The organism is Dyadobacter alkalitolerans DSM 23607, assembly GCF_000428845.1.
GTDB lineage: Bacteria > Bacteroidota > Bacteroidia > Cytophagales > Spirosomataceae > Dyadobacter > Dyadobacter alkalitolerans.
On sequence record NZ_AUAS01000005.1, the window covers coordinates 418690 to 437851 of the forward strand.

Annotated in this window: 18 protein-coding genes; 14 read left to right on the forward strand and 4 right to left on the reverse strand. The window is 46.5% G+C overall.

What is annotated here, in order from left to right; genetic code table 11:
* The first annotated feature begins 2 nt into the window (after positions 1 to 2).
* Positions 3 to 638, forward strand: a complete 636-nt coding sequence (locus G395_RS0112905) for a class I SAM-dependent DNA methyltransferase (RefSeq protein ID WP_026630423.1) — start codon at positions 3 to 5, stop codon at positions 636 to 638.
* Between the two features lie 3 nt (positions 639 to 641).
* Here the strand turns inward: G395_RS0112905 and G395_RS0112910 are convergent, their stop codons facing one another.
* A complete protein-coding gene (locus G395_RS0112910) occupies positions 642 to 2363 on the reverse strand; it encodes a DNA polymerase/3'-5' exonuclease PolX (RefSeq protein WP_026630424.1) in 1722 nt (573 codons plus the stop codon).
* A gap of 172 nt (positions 2364 to 2535) precedes the next feature.
* On the opposite strand from G395_RS0112910, the gene G395_RS0112915 reads away from it, so the two are divergent.
* The 3 genes from G395_RS0112915 to G395_RS0112925 all read left to right on the forward strand — a co-directional run bounded on the left by G395_RS0112915 (position 2536) and on the right by G395_RS0112925 (position 5261).
* Entirely contained in the window at positions 2536 to 3810 is a 1275-nt protein-coding gene (locus tag G395_RS0112915) for a beta-1,2-mannosidase (RefSeq protein WP_026630425.1), read from the forward strand.
* A 141-nt stretch (positions 3811 to 3951) separates the two neighbouring features.
* Positions 3952 to 4149, forward strand: coding sequence for a CsbD family protein (locus G395_RS0112920; RefSeq protein ID WP_026630426.1), 198 nt, complete (start codon positions 3952 to 3954; stop codon positions 4147 to 4149).
* Positions 4150 to 4277: 128 nt separating this feature from the next.
* Complete coding sequence (locus G395_RS0112925) at positions 4278 to 5261, forward strand: 3-hydroxyacyl-CoA dehydrogenase family protein (RefSeq protein ID WP_026630427.1); 984 nt, start codon at positions 4278 to 4280, stop codon at positions 5259 to 5261.
* A 2-nt stretch (positions 5262 to 5263) separates the two neighbouring features.
* Here the strand turns inward: G395_RS0112925 and G395_RS0112930 are convergent, their stop codons facing one another.
* Both G395_RS0112930 and G395_RS0112935 read right to left on the reverse strand, forming a co-directional pair.
* On the reverse strand, positions 5264 to 5548 hold the full coding sequence (locus G395_RS0112930) for a type II toxin-antitoxin system RelE family toxin (RefSeq protein ID WP_026630428.1): 285 nt from the start codon (positions 5546 to 5548) through the stop codon (positions 5264 to 5266).
* A complete protein-coding gene (locus tag G395_RS0112935) occupies positions 5539 to 5829 on the reverse strand; it encodes a hypothetical protein (RefSeq protein WP_026630429.1) in 291 nt (96 codons plus the stop codon). The genes G395_RS0112930 and G395_RS0112935 overlap by 10 nt, the downstream gene beginning before the upstream one ends.
* Before the next feature lie 263 nt (positions 5830 to 6092).
* On the opposite strand from G395_RS0112935, the gene G395_RS0112940 reads away from it, so the two are divergent.
* The 10 genes from G395_RS0112940 to hslV all read left to right on the forward strand — a co-directional run bounded on the left by G395_RS0112940 (position 6093) and on the right by hslV (position 17678).
* Positions 6093 to 7406: a cytochrome ubiquinol oxidase subunit I gene (locus tag G395_RS0112940; protein WP_026630430.1), complete on the forward strand. Its 1314-nt coding sequence runs from the start codon at positions 6093 to 6095 to the stop codon at positions 7404 to 7406.
* A 101-nt stretch (positions 7407 to 7507) separates the two neighbouring features.
* Positions 7508 to 8530, forward strand: coding sequence for a cytochrome d ubiquinol oxidase subunit II (locus tag G395_RS0112945; RefSeq protein WP_026630431.1), 1023 nt, complete (start codon positions 7508 to 7510; stop codon positions 8528 to 8530).
* A 123-nt stretch (positions 8531 to 8653) separates the two neighbouring features.
* Entirely contained in the window at positions 8654 to 9403 is a 750-nt protein-coding gene (locus G395_RS0112950; protein ID WP_026630432.1) for a LytR/AlgR family response regulator transcription factor, read from the forward strand.
* Between the two features lie 100 nt (positions 9404 to 9503).
* Positions 9504 to 10757, forward strand: a complete 1254-nt coding sequence (gene fucP / locus G395_RS0112955; RefSeq protein WP_026630433.1) for an L-fucose:H+ symporter permease — start codon at positions 9504 to 9506, stop codon at positions 10755 to 10757.
* 33 nt (positions 10758 to 10790) lie between these two features.
* The gene (locus G395_RS0112960) at positions 10791 to 11579 is read left to right on the forward strand and encodes an L-fucose dehydrogenase (RefSeq protein ID WP_026630434.1); all 789 of its coding nucleotides are present in this window, start codon (positions 10791 to 10793) and stop codon (positions 11577 to 11579) included.
* Between the two features lie 38 nt (positions 11580 to 11617).
* A complete protein-coding gene (locus G395_RS0112965; protein WP_026630435.1) occupies positions 11618 to 12634 on the forward strand; it encodes a zinc-binding alcohol dehydrogenase family protein in 1017 nt (338 codons plus the stop codon).
* A gap of 194 nt (positions 12635 to 12828) precedes the next feature.
* Entirely contained in the window at positions 12829 to 14616 is a 1788-nt protein-coding gene (lepA, locus tag G395_RS0112970) for a translation elongation factor 4 (protein ID WP_026630436.1), read from the forward strand.
* Positions 14617 to 14753: 137 nt separating this feature from the next.
* Positions 14754 to 16469, forward strand: a complete 1716-nt coding sequence (locus G395_RS0112975) for a pyruvate dehydrogenase complex dihydrolipoamide acetyltransferase (protein ID WP_026630437.1) — start codon at positions 14754 to 14756, stop codon at positions 16467 to 16469.
* 32 nt (positions 16470 to 16501) lie between these two features.
* The gene (locus tag G395_RS31135; RefSeq protein ID WP_051350141.1) at positions 16502 to 17038 is read left to right on the forward strand and encodes a hypothetical protein; all 537 of its coding nucleotides are present in this window, start codon (positions 16502 to 16504) and stop codon (positions 17036 to 17038) included.
* Positions 17039 to 17138: 100 nt separating this feature from the next.
* On the forward strand, positions 17139 to 17678 hold the full coding sequence (gene hslV / locus G395_RS0112985) for an ATP-dependent protease subunit HslV (protein ID WP_026630438.1): 540 nt from the start codon (positions 17139 to 17141) through the stop codon (positions 17676 to 17678).
* A gap of 2 nt (positions 17679 to 17680) precedes the next feature.
* On the opposite strand, the gene dacB is transcribed toward hslV, so the two are convergent.
* On the reverse strand, positions 17681 to 19153 hold the full coding sequence (gene dacB / locus G395_RS0112990; protein WP_051350142.1) for a D-alanyl-D-alanine carboxypeptidase/D-alanyl-D-alanine endopeptidase: 1473 nt from the start codon (positions 19151 to 19153) through the stop codon (positions 17681 to 17683).
* Positions 19154 to 19162: the final 9 nt, after the last annotated feature.

Consider the following 19162-nt stretch of genomic DNA (forward strand, 5'->3'; position numbering starts at 1 on the left):
AAATGAGCACTGATACTACGCAAAAAGCTTATGACAAATGGTCGGAGCAATATGATACGAATGTGAATAAAACTCGGGATCTGGAAGCAGTGGCACTGCGCGGGATCTTTGGTGATCAGACATTTGAAAGCATTCTTGAAATCGGATGCGGAACCGGGAAAAATTCTCAATATCTTATCACGAGAACGAAAAAGCTGGTTGGTGCGGACCTTTCAGCTGAAATGTTGGCCAAAGCCAAAGAAAAACTTGCCGGCTCGAACGCTGTATTCGTCCAGGCAGACATTACGCAAGGCTGGAATTTCACTCAGGAAAACTTTGAGCTGATCACATTCAGTCTCGTTTTGGAGCACATTGAAAACCTGGATTTCATTTTCAGTGAAGTAAGTAAAAAACTATCTTCCAACGGAAAAGTTTACCTCGGCGAGCTGCATCCATTCAAACAATATTCCGGCTCCAAGGCCCGCTTCGAAACCGAAGAAGGCCAGACCATAGTCCCCTGCTTCACCCACAACATCTCCGACTTCACCGAAGCCGCAGCAAAACACGGCCTAAAAATTGAAGAAGTCCACGAATTCTTTGACGACAACGACCGGACTAAGATTCCGAGGATTTTGGCTTTGGTGTTGGGGAAGGATTAGTGTTTAAACCGCAACGCGTGCTAACCTCCCCTGCAAATACTCCTGCATCCGCTCCAACCCAAACGCATTAAACGTCATATCCTTCGTTAAACCGCCTTTTCTTGCTACTGCTACGCCGTAATGCATGTCGAAATAGCCTTCTTTGGAGTGGGCGTCGGGGTTGATGCTGAGCAGGACGCCTTTTTCCATGCAGTAGGAAATCCAGCGCCAGTCGAGGTCGAGGCGCCAGGGAGAAGCGTTGATTTCTATAACTACATTATGCGCTGCGCAAGCGTCGATAATGGCTTTGTGATCGATGGGATAGCCTTCACGGGAGAGCAGTAAGCGGCCGGTTGGGTGGCCCAGGATGGTTGTATATGGATTTTCAATGGCTTTTAGCAAGCGCGTTGTAGCCTTTTCCAACGACATGGTAAGGTTACTATGCACGGAAGCAACAATGTAGTCGAATGAGGCCAGAATTTCTGTTGGGTAATCCAGCGAACCGTCACCCAGAATGTCGGATTCTATTCCTTTTAGAATTTTGAAAGGCTTTTCCGGATTTTCGGATGCAAAACGTGCATTCAGTTTCGCAATCTCTTCGTGCTGACGGATAACGTCCTCTACTTTAAGACCTTGGGCATAGGTGGCGGTTTGCGAGTGATCAGCAATTCCCAGATATTCAAAACCCAGCTCCCTGCAATAAAGCGCCATTTGTTCCAATGTATGCTGGCCATCGGAATAAGTGCTGTGGTTGTGTAAAATCCCTTTCAGATCGTCCCAGGTAATGAGTTGATCGGCGGAATGTGTCTCAGCCCAGGCAAATTCACCGGCACCTTCCCGCATTTCAGGAACAATGTAAGGCAATCCCGCTTTTTGGTAAATAGCTTCTTCATTCTCCGCCTCTTCGTAATGGGCTTGCCGCCAGATTGTGCTGCCGGTTGATGTGGGATAGCCTAAATGTAAGGCGTCAGAAGTTTCTATAAATAATTCATTCACAACACGTTCCGGCTTGGAAGCGATAATTTCAATGCCAACGGCCACGTCCTGCACATTTCCCCGCCATACAAAAGGTGACGACCGCTTTTCATCCTGGACCAGGATTTCAATGTCACCAATAAATGTCTGCAACAAAGCCGGCGAATCCGTTCCGACCAGTATTTTAATGTTGTCGACAATTTCAGCACGGCGCCGGATGTCTCCTGCTACTTCCACCTGATCAAAGTTTTTTTTCAGCTCTCTGACGATCATTTCCGCAATCACTTCTGCCTTATCCATCCGCAATTTACCCGCCTGATCTTTCAGAAATGCCAATGAATCGATGATCTTTTGCTGAATGCTCCCGCCGAAGCCTTTGAGCTTGGCGACGGAACCGTTCAGGCAAGCAAGTTCGAGCTCGTGCAGGTTGTCAATGCCCAGCTCCTGCCACAGAACCGCTATCTTTTTTGGCCCTATTCCTTTGATATTGAACATTTCCATCACCCCCAGCGGCGTGTTGCGCAGCAGCTCTTCGAGCTCGGGGAATGTTCCTGTTTTCGCGATCTGAACAATTTTCCCGGCAGTGCTTTTACCAATGCCCTGCAACTTGGTAAGCTCCTGTTCCGTCATATTTTGGAGCTCTCCTTCCTTATATTTATCCAGGTAAAAGGCCGCAATGGAATATCCTTTGATCTTAAAAGGGTCCACACCGTGCAGTTCCATTAATTTGGCGGTCAATTCCAGGATCTCTACAATTTCAGGATTGCTCATATCATTTCAGGTTAAAGAATTCTTTGCTAATTACGAAGTATGTCTTAGCATTTGCAAATATCGGGTAAGTAGTCCATTTTTTCCTTTAAGTAGTTATAGTATCAGCTGGTCTTAAATAGAAAAAACTTTAAACAAAACAGCCCTTTCCGGGACATAAAATAGGATTTCCAAAATGAGCATTGATCAATTAAAAAGTTACCGCGACGAGATTCACAACCATTTGACAACTGAACTGCTTCCTTTTTGGGAAACCAGATGTGTAGACAAGGAAAATGGCGGCTTTATTACGCATTTCGACAATGCCGGAAATGACTCCGGTGAGGATGAGAAGTCGCTTATAGCGCAAACCAGAACTGTTTTTACATTTTCCTCTGCGCATAGGGCTGGCTATGGCGACGGTCGCTATGCTGCTATCGCAAGCCACGGCGTCGATTTCCTGATCAATAAAATGTGGGATGAGAAAAATGGCGGTTTTTACTGGCTCTTGGACCGTAAAGGAAATGTTAAGATCGATGAAAAGATCGTTTACGGACACAGCTTTGCTATTTACAGCCTGGCCGAATACACATTAGCAACGGGCGATCCGAGGGGTTTGGAATATGCGGAAAAGGTGTTTGATCTGCTACAAATCCACGGCGCAGACACTTACTATGGCGGCTATTTTGAAATGTTCCACCGCAATTGGGAGCTGAAAGGCAATGGCCCGGCTGGCGGCGACCGCAAAACCCTGGATGCGCACATGCATTTAATGGAGGCCTTCACTACCTTATATGAAGCGAGCCAGAAACAGGTCCACAAGCGCAAGCTGATGGAAATTATCGAGCTGCTTTTGCATAAAATCATGCACCCAACCTATAAAACAGGCATTCCCCAATTCTGGGCAGACTGGACGGTTGCACCGCAGATCAAATTCGACATTATCTGGGGCTGGGACCGGTTTTCGGAAGACGGCATGAAAAGCAGTGCCGAAGACAATACAAGCTATGGCCATAATGTAGAGTTTGCATGGTTGCTTATGCACGCGCTCGACATTGCTGGCGTGCCTTATGACGCCTATCAGGGCCAACTTCTGGCTTCGTATGATCACGCTGTGGAACACGGCATCGACTGGGAATTCGGTGGCGTGTATGTGGAGGGCTCGCACGCGGGTGAAGTTTATGACCGTGAAAAGGAGTTTTGGCAACAAGCCGAGGTGATCATTGGCATGCTGGACGCTTACCGCGTTTACGGCGATGAAAAATATCTGAAAGCTTACGATGCAACGCACCGTTTTGTGTTTGATAAAATGATCCACCATGAAGTAGGCGAATGGCTGCCTTTGCTGACACGCCAGGGAGAGCCGATCTGGAAGCATATGAGCCATTCATGGAAGGTGAATTACCATTCCGTGCGTTCTATGGTGCAGGGAATTGTACGCCTTGATAAGCTGATTGCACAATCTGCGTAAGATTTTCCATACAAAACGTTGCACTGATCCTTGAAATCATTTAGCAAGGACACAAAACACGGTTTGGTATGATGTTTGAACTGTTGTGTGTAGTTCAATGCTTCTAACGAGGCTACTTTTTAAATTTAAATAGAAAAAGTCATGAGTGCTTTCACACAACAAGTAAAAGGCAATTGGAACGAGCTAAAAGGCAAATTCAAACAACAATATGCAGATTTGACCGACGATGACCTGTTATATGAAGATGGTAAAGAAGACGAACTTCTTGGAAAGCTTCAAAAAAAACTAGGAAAGACCCGTGAAGAAGTGGAAAGTGAAGTGGATAGATGGTCACGATAGACCTGGTTTTGACATACTGAGTAAATAATAGGTTAAGAGCCCTGGAGTTGCGATTCCAGGGCTCTTTTTGTAGTAGGAAGCTCTGCAAACGTCCTTTTTATTTCATCTTTTATATAAATGTTCTTGAAATGAATCCAAATGAAATACCAGTCGGCATAGTGGGTTTGGGATTAATGGGTTGCAGTATTGTGACGTGCCTGCTGATCGCCGGCCATCCCGTGGTTGCCGTTGCGCCTGTGAGCGCGGATCTGCTTCATGCGGAAAGAAGGATTCGGGAACATCTGGAAAATGCAAAAGAAAAGGGACTCATTGAAAATGATCCGGAATTTTATTTCAAAAATCTCATCATTACCGAGGATTACGCCCAGCTGAAACCGTGCAAAATTGTTAACGAATGCACGATTGAAGACATTGATATCAAGAATTCAGTATATAAAAAAGTTGAAGCAGTTATTGCGCCGGATGCATTGTTGTCGAGCAACACTTCTGCTATTCCAATTAGTCAGCTGCAAAAGTTAACACTTCATCCTCAGCGCTTTCTGGGACTGCACTGGACTGAACCGGCGCATACAACGCGGTTTCTGGAAGTGATCTGCGGAGATGATACGGACATTAAAAACGCGGAATATCTGTACGAGCTTTCCTACAAATGGGGAAAAGAGCCGATCCTGGTGAGAAAGGACATTGCCGGATTTATCACCAACCGGCTCATGTATGCCATGTATCGCGAGGCAATCAGTCTGGTAGAAAATGGTTACGCGACAATTGAAGACGTCGACCGCTCTTGCCGCAACAATGCCGGTTATTTTATGACATTGGTCGGTGTTTTCCGCTGGATGGACCTGACCGGCGTGCCCGCCTATCACACCGTCATGAAAAACCTGCTCCCTACCTTAAACAACAGTACCGAAGTCCCCGAACTTATCGATAAAGTAGTTCGCGAAGGCGGCCGAGGCATCTCCAACTCCCACGGATTCTACAACTACGAACCCGGCGAAGCCGAAGTCTGGGAAGAAACATTCAAAGAATTCACCTACGAAATAAGGCAGCTCGCATTAAAATACCCGGCAGATGTTGTGAAGAAAAGGCTGGCTGAGAAGCGTAATGGATGACATTATTTAGGAGAAAATTTTTTGTAAATATCCCCGCGTGACTGGATCGTAATAATGGAAACAATCTTGATCGTGCCGCCATCATATTTAAGGCCAATCCTGTAACCACCCACACGAATCCGGTAATATTCCTTATTGCCTTTTCCTTGCAGCAAGGAACAGTCAGGGATATCCATGATGTGATCAACGACTTTGATCGTATTCAAAACAACAGCGACTTGTCGCTGAATATAATTCGGACAACGTTTTAATTCCTTCACAAATGTCTTTTCGACAACTAGTTCCATCCCATTTCTTTTTGGAACTGCTCAAAAGTTAAGGTATCGCCCTTATCCCGGTCCTTTAAAATTTCGAGAAGAAAGATATCTTCCAGCTCCTGATTTTCAATTACTTTCAAAATTTTTTCCACTTCCTCAACCGACCAGTTTCCACGTTTCTTTTTTTGGGAAAAATTAGGTGCAGGAATGCCGGTTTTCTCCGCGATATAGGCATTTTTATATCCTGACTTATCAATCAGGATTCCTAAATGACTCTTTAACTCTTTATAATCTTCGATAATACCTAACATATCAAGAACATTGGCGTTTCATTAGTAATATTACTAATTATTTTTTGTTTGATTACTAATATTGATTTAAAATTTCACTCGAAAGTGCAGGTTCCATAAAGAAGATTAAGCATCTAAACTTTTCCTTATCCCTCTCATTTCTCCTGATCCTTTTTACCAAAAAACTGGTTCTTGATATAAGACTTCACTAGTTTTGGATGGTGCCGGTTTTGGTGCCGGAAGTTTTTTGGAGACCTCCAATTTTTTAGTAAAATAATTCCACAATGGATGATTTTATAGCTGCCCGATCTCAGATGGCCCTTTCGCTGGGCTTTCATATTATATTTTCCTGTATTGGCATGGTCATGCCGTTTTTTATGGCCGTAGCGCATTATTACTGGCTCAGGACCGGCAACATTGTTTATAAAAACGTCACAAAAGCATGGAGCAAAGGCGTTGCAATTTTCTTCGCGACAGGCGCCGTCTCCGGGACGGTCCTTTCATTTGAACTTGGGCTCTTATGGCCGGAATTTATGAAACACGCAGGTCCCATATTTGGAATGCCGTTCTCGCTGGAAGGAACGGCATTTTTTATTGAGGCCATTGCCCTGGGTTTTTTCCTTTATGGTTGGGACCGGTTTAACAAATGGTTCCACTGGTTCACCGGCGTCATTGTCGGCGTAAGCGGACTTGCATCCGGAATCCTGGTGGTGGCTGCGAATGCGTGGATGAACAGTCCGGCTGGTTTTGATTTTGTCAACGGCCAATACATCAACATTGATCCTATCGAAGCCATGTTCAATGACGCCTGGTTTTCGCAGGCACTTCATATGACCATTGCTGCGTTTGTAGCCACGGGTTTTGCGGTTGCGGGCGTACACGCATTCATGATCCTAAAAGGCAAGAATGTGCTTTTTCATACCAAATCCTTTAAAATAGCCGCAATATTTGGGTGCGTAGCTGCGATTTTGCAACCACTAAGCGGTGATATTTCGGCCAAGGATGTGGCCATTCGCCAGCCTGCCAAGCTTGCGGCCATGGAGGCGCATTTCCATACTGAAAAGTCGGCGCCTCTGATCGTCGGCGGCATCCCTGACGAAGAGAATAAAAAGGTGGATTACGCCATAAAATTGCCTGGCTTCCTGAGCTTTCTGGCACACGGTGATTTTGAATCAGAAGTGACAGGCCTGGATAAAATTCCCGAAGAAAACCAGCCCCCGGTAGCCATCACGCATTATGCGTTTCAGATTATGGTCGGCATGGGCATGGCAATGATGCTGGTTGCTATCCTTTATTTTATTGCGCTTTGGAAAAAGAAAAACTGGCTCGCCAGTCCGTGGCTGTTGAAATTGTTCGTTGCAGCAACGCCGCTGGGCTTCATCGCCGTGGAAGCTGGCTGGACCGTAACAGAAGTGGGCAGACAACCCTGGATCATCCACAACGTCATGCGGACTGCCGACGCCGTAACCCCCATGCCTGGCATAGCCTACTCATTCTACCTTTTCAGCGCCGTGTATGTCTCATTAGCATTAGTCGTAATTTTCATGCTCTACCGTCAAATCAAAATGGTAGGAACGCTATACGACAAACCGAGATAAAGCCAACCAAGCACATCGCCCGGCGACCCGGTCAATCATCGCCCGGCGACCCGGTCAATCATTCAATCATCGCCGGCGACCCGGTAACATTTTAAATTAAAATGCTCTACATAGTCATCACCTTTCTCTGGACTTCCATCCTCCTCTACCTGCTGCTGGGCGGTGCGGATTATGGCGCCGGGATCATCGAGCTTTTTACGTCACGTAAAAATAAAGCGGTGACCCGCAAGACATTATACGGCGCTATCGGGCCGATCTGGGAAGCGAACCACATGTGGCTGATCATTGCCATCGTGATCCTGTTTGTAGGTTTTCCGGTGATTTATTCAACCATGTCTGTGCACCTGCATATCCCGCTTACCATCATGCTTCTGGGCATTATAGCACGTGGGACAGCCTTTACTTTCCGACATTATGACGCGGTTGTAGATGATATGCAGTATTTATACAACACGATATTTGCCATATCGAGCTTCATAACGCCCCTATTTCTGGGCATCATTGCAGGAAGCGCCGTTTCCGGCCACATTGATCCACAGGCTGACACCTTCCTTTCAGCTTATATTTTCAGCTGGCTGCATTGGTTTGGGGTTTCGGTCGGCCTGTTCACTGTAGCAATTTGCGGTTTTTTGGCTTCTGTATATCTGATCGGTGAAACGGATAATGATCAGGACCGGTTGCGCTTTGCACACAAAGCGCAGTTTTTCAATATTGCTGCCGTCATATGCGGGATACTCGTCTTTATTGCCGCCTATATCGAACACATTCCGCTGATCGACTGGGTCTTTGGAAACTGGGTCGGGCGGATCGCCATTGTTTCTGCTACGCTTTCGCTGGTTTGGATGTGGTCGCTGCTTTACCAGGGCAAGCTTGCTCTGTTGCGGCCGCTTGCAGGATTTCAGGTGACAATGATCTTGCTGACAACCACTTACAAGCATTTCCCTAACATTGTAATCTTAAAAGGAGGCGGTTATTTATCACTGCTGGAACACAGCGGGCAGGAGAAAACAATGGAGGCGCTGGCACTCGCATTGCTGATCGGCAGCGTTTTCATTCTTCCTGCATTGTTCTACCTGATTTACAGCTTTCAGAAAAAACCTTTGGAGTACGGGACCGAACATTAGCCAATGAATCAACCATAGCGGCCGTTCGCACATCCGAAAGGCGGCCTTTTCTCAATTACCAATACTTTGGAATGCGAGAAAAGTGCAATAGGCTTTGCATTAAAAGTGCCTCGCCCGCCTGGTATGATCAAAATTCTAATTGTTGATGATGAACAAAAGGCAAGGAGTTTCCTGCATCGGCTGATCATCGAGTTTGTCCCGGAAGTGTCTGAAATCCGCTTCGCTGCGTCAGCGGCCAAAGCACGGGAGCTATTGACTGACTATGAGCCTGATATTGCATTTCTGAATATTGAAATGGCTTATCAAAACGGGTTTCAATTGCTGATAAGTTTGACAAATCCGCAGTTTGAGGTCATTTTCACAACCAGCCAGAGTAAATATGCCATTCAGGCTCTTCGGTTCAGTGCGCTGGATTATCTGATGAAACCCATTGACCCGAAAGAACTCGTCGGTGCGATCCAGCGCTATCTCGTGAAGCGCAATATGAAGCCCAGAAGGCCAAAGACATATGAGCATTTCATAGGCAGCGCGGAGAAAAAAGACTCCAAAGAGTTCCGGCTGACGGTTAGCTCTAGTAAGGGCGTTTTCTTTTTCCCGCTTGCTGAGATTATCCGCATCGAGTCCGACCGCAACTACTCGGTTATCCATTTCACGGATCAAGTAAAACCTTTTGTTGCTACCAAAACGCTTAAATATTTTGAGTACATTCTCGAACAATTTAAATTCATCCGGACGCACAAATCCCACCTGGTTAATGCTGAGCATGTTATCCGTATCTCCAACGGCAATGATTTTGTTGTGCTTTCTGATGGGACAAGAATAGAGGTTTCGCGGAGAAAAAGAGAAGTCCTGATAAGGTTGCTGAATGTGTAATTGGGTGATAAATTGCCAAAAGAATTCGGCCCTTGTCAAGTAGATACGCGGCGAAGCGACGTTACTATATCTTGTTATTAATTACTAACTACGGACCTCTATGACCGATCGTAAAACACGGCTGGCTATCATTCTCATTACTTCTTTATTTTTTCTTTGGGGTTTCGCCCTTAATCTCAACCCTATCCTCATTCCGCATTTAAAGAAAGCATGTCAGCTAAGTGACTTTCAATCAGCACTAATCGATTCGGCTTCTTATATCGCTTACTTTCTGATTGCATTGCCTGCCGGACTTTTTATGAAAAGGTTCGGTTACAAAGCCGGGATCACGTTGGGGCTGCTTTTGTTTGCATTTGGCACATTCCTATTTTATCCAGCCGCCGAAATGAGGCATTTCGGCTTCTTCCTGTTTGCCTTATTCGTGATTGCAAGCGGTTTAACATTGCTGGAGACGGCTGCTAACCCATACATAACCGTTCTGGGAGACAGTGAATCGGCTACGCAGCGACTTAATTTCGCACAGTCATTCAATGGTTTAGCGGCATTTTTAGCGCCGTTAATGGGCGGGACTTTTATCCTCTCGGGAAAAACACTCTCTGAACAGGAAGAGCAATCCATGTCTGCGGACCAGCTGAACAGTTACCTCAATGCAGAAGCTTCTTCGGTTCAAATACCCTTTCTTGTGATAGGAATTGTGGTTTTGTTGGTTGCGGTAATGATCTGGCGCACGCAATTGCCGGAAATCAAGGAGGAAACGGACGACAGCGGTAAGATCAGCGGCTCGATATGGTCAGAAAAAAACCTGATTTTAGGAGTTATAGCACAGTTTTTCTACGTTGGTGCGCAAGTTTGTATCAGCAGTTTCTTTATTCGTTTTTCAGATAAAGTCGCAGGCATTGATGAAAAAACGGCCGCATATGTGCTGTCCGGAGCATTTTTAAGCTTTATGATCGGCCGGTTTATAGGCACTTATCTGATGCGATTTGTAGCTCCGCCGCGCTTACTGGCACTTTACAGCATTATTAATGTTGCATTGCTCATCCTGGCCGTCCTTACCGAAGGCATGGTTGCGGTATATGCATTGGTAGGCGTGCAGTTTTTCATGTCCATTATGTTCCCGACGATTTTTGCGCTCAGTATCCGCGGACTGGGAGAACAGACCAAAATCGGGTCTTCACTGGTTATTATGTCGATCGTTGGCGGCGCGATTTTCCCGGTTATTATGGGTCAGGTTTCTGATATTTCGTCGATACAAACGGCCTATATTGTTCCGGCGGTCTGCTTCCTGGTGGTTCTTTATTTTGCGATCAAAAACAATTCAATTAAACATGTGACGCTGGGTGCTTCCCATTAAAAGTCGTCCGTATTCTTGCTAACATTCTCTATTATGGATTTACAATTAAAAGATAAAGTCGTTATCGTAACGGGTGGCGCAAAAGGGATTGGTGAAGGCATTGTGCATGTGCTGGCCAACGAGGGCGCTATTCCGGTTATAGTTGGCCGCAATGCTGCTGATAATCAAAAATTGGTTGACGAGCTTTCCGCCAAAGGCACGTCCTCATTCCAGGTGGTTGCCGAGCTTACCAGGCCCGAAGCTTGCGAGCAGGCCGTTGCAGCCGTTTTAGAAAAATTCGGCCGCATCGACGGGCTGGTGAACAACGCAGGTGTAAATGACGGCGTGGGTCTTGAAAGTGGTAATTATGAAGCGTTTATGGCTTCGCTGCATAAAAATGTCGTGCATTACTATCTCATGGCACATTACGCATTGCCAGCATTAAAAGCTTCCAAAGGTTCCATTGTCAATATCAGTTCAAAAACCGCTGATACAGGCCAGGGAGGCACATCTGCGTATGCTGCATCCAACGGCGGACGCAATGCACTTACCCGTGAGTGGGCAGTGGAGCTTCTGAAATATGGCATCCGTGTCAATTCGGTGATTGTGGCTGAATGCTGGACGCCGCTTTATGAAAGATGGATCGAAACTCTGCCCAATCCGCAGGAAAAGCTGGCTTCCATCACGGCGCACATTCCATTGGAAAACCGGATGACAACGGCCGAAGAAATCGCTAACATGACTGTTTTTCTGCTATCACAACGTTCAAGTCATACAACAGGCCAGCTGATTTATGTGGACGGCGGTTATGTTCATCTGGACCGTGCATTGGCTAATTCTTAATATTCTCAACGTAAAATAGAAGTTAATTCCATTCAGCTATGGAGGTTTTGGTTTGTACAACACCAGGGGAATTTACTTATCAGCAGGCAGAAAAACCAGCGTTAACCCCGAGGAATACCATTATAAAGATTAAAAGGATCGGCATTTGCGGGACAGATCTGCATGCTTTTGAGGGAACGCAGCCTTTTTTCAATTATCCGCGCATTCTCGGTCATGAACTGGCCGGGGAAATTGTCGAAACGGACGGAGCGCCGGGGTTTTCGGTTGGTGAAGCAGTGACTTTTATTCCTTATTTCAATTGTGGCAAATGCATTGCCTGCCGGAACAATAAGCCTAATTGCTGCACGAGCATCCGGGTTTCCGGTGTCCATATTGATGGCGGGATGTCTGAATATTTATCGGTTCCCTCCTATTCGCTCGTGCATGGAAATGGTTTGAGCTTTGATGAATTGGCGCTTGTAGAAATGCTTTCGATCGGCGCGCACGGGATCAGGCGGGCAAATGTGGAGCCAAATGAAACGGTGCTGGTCGTGGGTGCCGGGCCGATCGGGCTAGGAACGATGGAATTCGCACGCATTGCCGGGGCGAATGTGATTGCGCTGGATATTAATGATGGAAGATTAGCGTTCTGCCGTGAAAAACTGGGCGTAGCGCATACGATCAATGCATTGAATGACAATGCTTTGGAAAAAATAGCCGAGATCACAAATGGCGACATGCCTACGGTGATCGTGGATGCAACAGGCAATCTGAGAGCGATTAACACTGCATTCAGCTATCTGGCACATGGCGGCAGATATGTGCTTGTAGGCCTCCAAAAAGGGGATATCAGTTTCAGTCATCCCGAATTCCACAAGCGGGAAGCCACATTAATGAGCAGCCGTAACGCAACCCGCGCTGATTTTGAGCATGTGATCAGCAGCATGAAAAACGGCTTTATCGATCCTACCACTTACATTACGCACCGGGTGGCTTTTGGTCAGGTTAAGGACGAGTTTGAAGGCTGGCTGGATCCTGCCAATGGTGTGATCAAGGCGATGGTTTCTGTGGACTGAGCCGTTTGTTTTATTGTAATTTAAAAATGCCTGACTGTTTCGGATCAGGCATTTTGCTTTCATTTAGGGTGCGTATTTGCGTTAAGTTTGAACTTCAATGAGAAAAGCTGTTGAAATATTAATTACCCTCGTAATTTTGCAGGTGTTTTGCCTCAGACTTTTACGAGCCAAACATTGGAACAGTAACTACTTTCATGAAGAAAATCCGTAATTTTTGCATCATTGCCCATATTGACCACGGGAAAAGCACACTGGCAGACCGATTGCTGGAATTTACAAATACTGTAAGCAAACGCGAAATGCAGGCCCAGTTACTCGATAACATGGACCTGGAACGCGAGCGCGGCATCACGATCAAGAGCCACGCCATCCAAATGACTTATCCTTACAAGGGAGAAGAATATACATTTAACCTTATCGATACGCCGGGCCACGTTGACTTTTCATACGAGGTTTCGCGCTCCATTGCTGCCTGCGAAGGCGCATTGCTGCTCGTAGATGCATCGCAGGGAACGGAAGCCCAGACGATCTCGAACTTATATCTGGCGATCAACCACGACCTGGTGATCATTCCGGTTTTGAATAAAATAGATTTGCCAGGCGCTATGCCTGAGGAAATTAAGGATGAAATGGTCGATCTGCTCGGTTGCGATCGGGATGACATCATTCCTGCCAGTGGCAAAGAAGGAATCGGTATCGAGGCCATTCTGAATGCGATTGTTGAGCGAATTCCTGCGCCGGTTGGCGATCCGAAAGCACCCTTGCAAGCATTAATCTTTGACTCGGTCTTTAATTCATACCGTGGGATCGAAGTTATTTTCCGGGTTAAAAACGGGACGATCCGAAAAGGCGATCGCGTTAAATTTATGGCGACGGGCAAAGAATACATTGCCGACGAGATCGGAACGCTCGGTCTACAACAAATACCAAAACAAGTGGTGGAATGCGGCGACGTAGGTTACCTGATTTCGGGAATTAAAGTAGCGAAGGAGGTAAAAGTAGGCGACACATTTACGCATATCGACAGGCCTGCAAGTGAAGGAATCGTTGGTTTTTCAGAAGTTAAGCCGATGGTTTTCGCCGGGATTTATCCGGTTGACACGAGCGAGTTCGAAGAGTTGCGTGAGGCCATGGAAAAGCTGCAACTAAATGATGCTGCGCTTGTTTGGGAACCGGAAACATCTGCGGCATTGGGCTTTGGCTTCCGTTGCGGATTCCTCGGAATGCTGCATATGGAGATCGTTCAGGAACGTCTGGAACGTGAGTTTGATATGACCGTGATCACGACCGTCCCATCCGTGCAGTTCCGCGTTACCAATACGAAGAATCAGCTATTGAATATCAGCGCACCTTCGGAAATGCCTGATCCTAACCACATTAATTCGATTGAGGAACCATATATCAATGCACAAATCATCACGAAATCCGATTACATCGGCGCGATCCTGAACTTGTGTATGGACAAACGTGGCATTCTTAAAAACCAGGTTTACCTGACTTCGGAACGCGTTGAGCTTCAATTTCTTATTCCGCTTGCGGAGGTTGTTTTTGATTTCTTTGATAAACTAAAAACAATTTCCCGCGGTTATGCTTCCCTGGACTACGAACTGGCGGGTTACCAGGAATCGGACATGGTGAAACTGGACGTCATGCTGAATGGCGAGCCTGTGGATGCACTTTCGGCTATTGTTCACCGTTCAAAATCGTATGAATGGGGCAAAAAGCTTTGCGAAAAGTTAAGGGAACTGATCCCGCGTCAGATGTTTGAAATCGCTATCCAGGCGGCCATCGGTCAAAAGATCATTGCGCGTGAAACGGTGAAAGCAATGCGTAAAGACGTTTTGGCGAAATGCTATGGCGGTGATATTTCCCGTAAAAGAAAGCTTTTGGAGAAGCAGAAAAAGGGTAAAAAACGTATGCGCCAGGTTGGTAATGTGGAAATTCCGCAGGAGGCGTTTATGGCCGTATTGAAAATCAATTGATTAAATCATAAATATTCAGCCGAGCGCTGTCTTGGTCAATTTTATGGCGTGAAAGGCAAGACCTATCCGCGTTTTGTTGTAATTTTGACTGAATTCTAATTTTTAGACCAAGAAACTAAAATACCTTAACAAGCGATATGGCAGAAGTAATTCGTATGCCCAAGATGAGCGACACCATGGAAGAAGGTGTTATCGCAGAATGGCACAAAAAAGTTGGCGATACAATAAAATCAGGTGAAATCATTGCTGAGGTGGAAACCGACAAAGCAACTATGGATCTTGAGTCCTATTATGACGGCACTCTTCTATACATTGGTGTTAACAAGGGCGATGCGGTTCCGATAGACGGCATTATGGCCGTTGTTGGTTCCGAAGGCGAAGACTACAAATCATTGCTCGAAGGCGGAAGCACAAATGGCGCAGCGAAAGCGGAGGCAAGTGCAGAACCGGCCAAAGAAGAAGCAAAACCAGCCGCTGCCATTGAAACGGCGACGCCGGAACCTGCGAAAAAAGCAGCTCCTCCGGCCCCAGCTGAAAAAATCAACGCAGTCGTTGTCAGAATGCCGAAGATGAGCGACACGATGGAGGAAGGAACATTGGTAGGATGGCAGAAAAAGGTTGGAGATAAAGTAAAATCAGGCGACATCCTGGCCGAAGTTGAAACTGACAAGGCGACGATGGAGCTGGAAGCGTACGAAGACGGAACGCTGCTATATATTGGAATTAAAGATGGCGAATCTGTTCCTGTTGACGGCATTATCGCGGTTATCGGTGAAGAGGGCGCTAATGTGGAAGCATTGCTGGCCCGTGAAAACGGTGAAGGTGGTGCGGAAGTTGAAAACATTGATGCAACCGACGAAGGCAAAGCGGCTCCTGCTGCTGAATCGGGTTCAAATGGCGTCGACAAAACGGTTTCTGTTGCTGATTCAGGTGACAGGATCAAGGCTTCACCATTGGCTAAACGTCTGGCAGACGAAAAAGGAATTGATCTGAGCCAGGTTGGCGGCAGTGGTGACAACGGTCGCATCGTGAAACGCGATGTGGATGAGTTCAAACCTGCTGCGGCAGCCGCTGCTGCAAAAACAGAAGCGCCTGCTCAGGCGGCATCTGCGCCAGCTCCCGCTGCGAAAGCGGAACAGCCTGCTACTGCTTCGAACGCCCCTGCATCCGGCGACTTTACGGACACTCCTATCTCGCAAATGCGTAAAACCATTGCCCGCAGATTGAGCGACAGCTTGTTCACCGCGCCGCATTTCTATGTGACAATGGAAATTAACATGGATAAGGCCATGGCATTGCGTCCGCAATTGAACGAGGTGAGCCCTGCTAAGATCTCATTCAATGATATGGTGATCAAAGCTTGCGCAGTGGCGTTGAAACAACATCCTGCCGTTAACTCAGCTTGGTTAGGGGATAAAATCAGAAGATACAATTACGTAAATATCGGCGTTGCCGTGGCGGTTGACGAAGGTCTGCTCGTTCCGGTGATCCGCGATGCTGACAAGAAAACATTGTCGACAATTTCCGGCGAAGTGAAAGATCTTGCCGGTAAAGCGAAAGACAAAAAGTTGCAGCCTAAGGACTGGGAAGGAAATACATTCTCGATCTCAAACCTGGGCATGTTCGGTGTAGATGAATTTACAGCGATCATTAACCCGCCGGATTCCTGCATCCTGGCCATCGGCGCGATCAAGAAAGTAGCAGCTTTCAAAGAAGATGGAACGGTTTACCCGCAAAACATCATGAAAGTAACTCTCTCTGCTGACCACCGCGTAGTAGACGGAGCACTAGGCGCTCAGTTCTTGTTAACCGTGAAAAAGCTGCTTGAAGAGCCGATGAGTATGTTGGTATAGCATTTTATTTATCATTTAGACAAAAACACACTATGAATGCAGACAGAAGATTAGATCAATTGGAGCCGGTTATTTCCGAGTTACTCATAAGGCAGGACAGGACGGATAAGAAGGTTGATAATTTAACCGCTATCGTGTTAAGAATCAACGAAGTTGTTGAAAAGCAGAATGACAATGTTTCCTTCTTGTTAAAAAATCAACTTCAAATGTCCGGTCGTATTGAGAAGATCGAAGTGCGACTTGACAAGATTGAAGTGAGGCTGGACAAAATGGATAGTCGTTTCGACAACATGGAAGTGAGGCTGGACAAAATGGATAATCGTTTCGAAAACGTGGAAATGAGGCTTGACAAAATGGATAATCGTTTCGAAAACGTGGAAATGAGGCTTGACAAAATGGATAGTCGTTTCGAAAACATGGAAATAAGGCTAGACAAAATGGATAGTCGTTTCGAGAACGTGGAAATGAGGCTGGACAAAATGGATGGAAGGTTTGACAAGATGGAGGACAAATTTGACGAGATGGCTGAAACTCAGAAATCGATTCTATCTATTCTGTTGTCGAAGTGAAGTTGATTGAGAATATTACGAGAATGTACAAAGTGTCAGGTTTTCCGACCTGGCACTTTTGTTTTGTGAGGGGTCTTACGAATTAGTATAAAATCAATTTATGGAAAAAATACATGCTACCACCGTCTTGGGGGTGCTTCATAACGGAACAGTTTCCCTGGGCGCGGATGGCCAGGCGACAATGGGTAATACAGTTGCTAAAAGCAATGTAAAAAAGATCCGGACGCTAATGGGCGGAAAGATCCTCGTGGGCTTTGCGGGATCCACAGCAGATGCTTTTACGCTTCTTGAAAAATTCGAAGAAAAGTTGAATGCATACGGCGGCAATATGAAACGCGCTGCTATCGAGCTTGCGAAAGATTGGCGAACAGATCGTTATCTCCGCAAGTTGGAGGCCATGATGATTACGGCCAACAAAGAGGAAATCCTGGTCATTTCCGGCACAGGTGATGTGCTTGAACCTGAAAATGGCATTGCAGCCATCGGATCTGGCGGGAATTATGCGTTGTCGGCCGCGCAAGCTTTGAAAAAACATGCAGGACACCTTACTGCGGAAGAGATGGTGCGCGAAGGATTGACGGTTGCAGCGGACCTCTGCATTTACACAAATCACAACCTGGTGATCGAAAAAGTCCAGTAGGATTATAGTTCAGCCATTAATGTCATGATTTTCACCAGTGAATCGGAAATCATGCGGTTGCTGCCCGGCATGTATTTGTGGGCGATGATTGAAAAGCTTAGCAAGGATCCTGATTTGGAAGTGACATAACCGGCATAAGCGCGGGTTCCTTCAATGGACCCGCTCTTAACATGCATATTCCCAGCGGCTTTCGTGCCCTTACCAAGGTTTCGGACGGTGCCATTCAAGCCGAGTACTGCAATGCTTTTGTAAAAATCATTGAAGGTGGCATCTTTGTTAGCTGCGTTCAGAATGTCTGTCAGGCTGTGGGTTGTGATGGAGCCGGACGGTGACAGACCACTGCCGTCTTTGATATAAAATCCCCTTAAATCCGCTCCTTTACCCGACCAGTAAGCCGTAATGGCCTTGGCTGCATCATCAAATGCTGCGTTTCCGGCAAGTCGTTTCCCGGCTTGCTTGAAAAGTGCGTCGGCGTACAAGTTAACGCTCCAAAAATTAGTTTGCTGGCAAAGATCGCGCAACGGCGGTGACTCGTATTTGTCCAGCACAACCTTCGGGTTGGCAGACGCGCCGGGCATTCCGGGTTGCGGCACTTTGTTCTCTCCTATCCCGATCGCGGCATTTAACAGACTATTTTTTAACGCAAAAGCCACATATTCAGCTGCATTGGGGATCGAGCCTTTCACTGTAAACACTGCTGGGCCGGCAGGAATTGTGCCTGTTAGAACCACCGCATTGCCCAGCGGACTGCTGTAAACAATGGTCTTATCGCCAGAGCCTTTCTCACCCGTCGTGACCTTATTGACGAATGTCAGGTAAGGAATGGCTGGCTCGATGCCAACAAATGTGGTGGGATCGCCAAAGTCGGCGCCGGGCTTGAATTTAATTTTGTACAAATTTTCGTTGAAATTCAATCCTGAAACACCCGCGCCATAATAATTCCCCAGATCCCCCCAGATCCAGGTGCTGGCAACGGTTTCCGCATCGAAGAAGGAGGCATCGGGTATAATACTGCCTTTGATATACCGGATCCCCGTTTTCTTAACTGCTGCGGCCCAACGGTTAATGAGCTCATTTGCTGTGGGATAACCCTTGAACCGTTCACTTCCCAGCGACGGATCGCCGGTTCCGTGAATGTATACATTACCGATTAATGTGTCGTTTCTGATGACCCCGTCGTGTTCCAGATATGTTTGAAATTTAAAATCACCACCAAAAACGGCCAGCGCCGTGGCTGTTGAGACTAATTTTAACGTGGAAGCGGATGGTAGGGAACGTTCTGAATTTAATGCGAAGACATTTGAGGCATCCTTTACTTTTTTTACACTCACGGAAAGGGAACCGCTCCGCATCAATTCGCTGTTTTCGAGTTCCAGCACGGCATCGCGGAGGTTATTGAGCGCGGTGCTGTCTATATTTTGAGCATTGACAGTTAAACAGAAAAAAAGAAAAAACAAAAACAGGCCGGATTTCATATTAGTTTA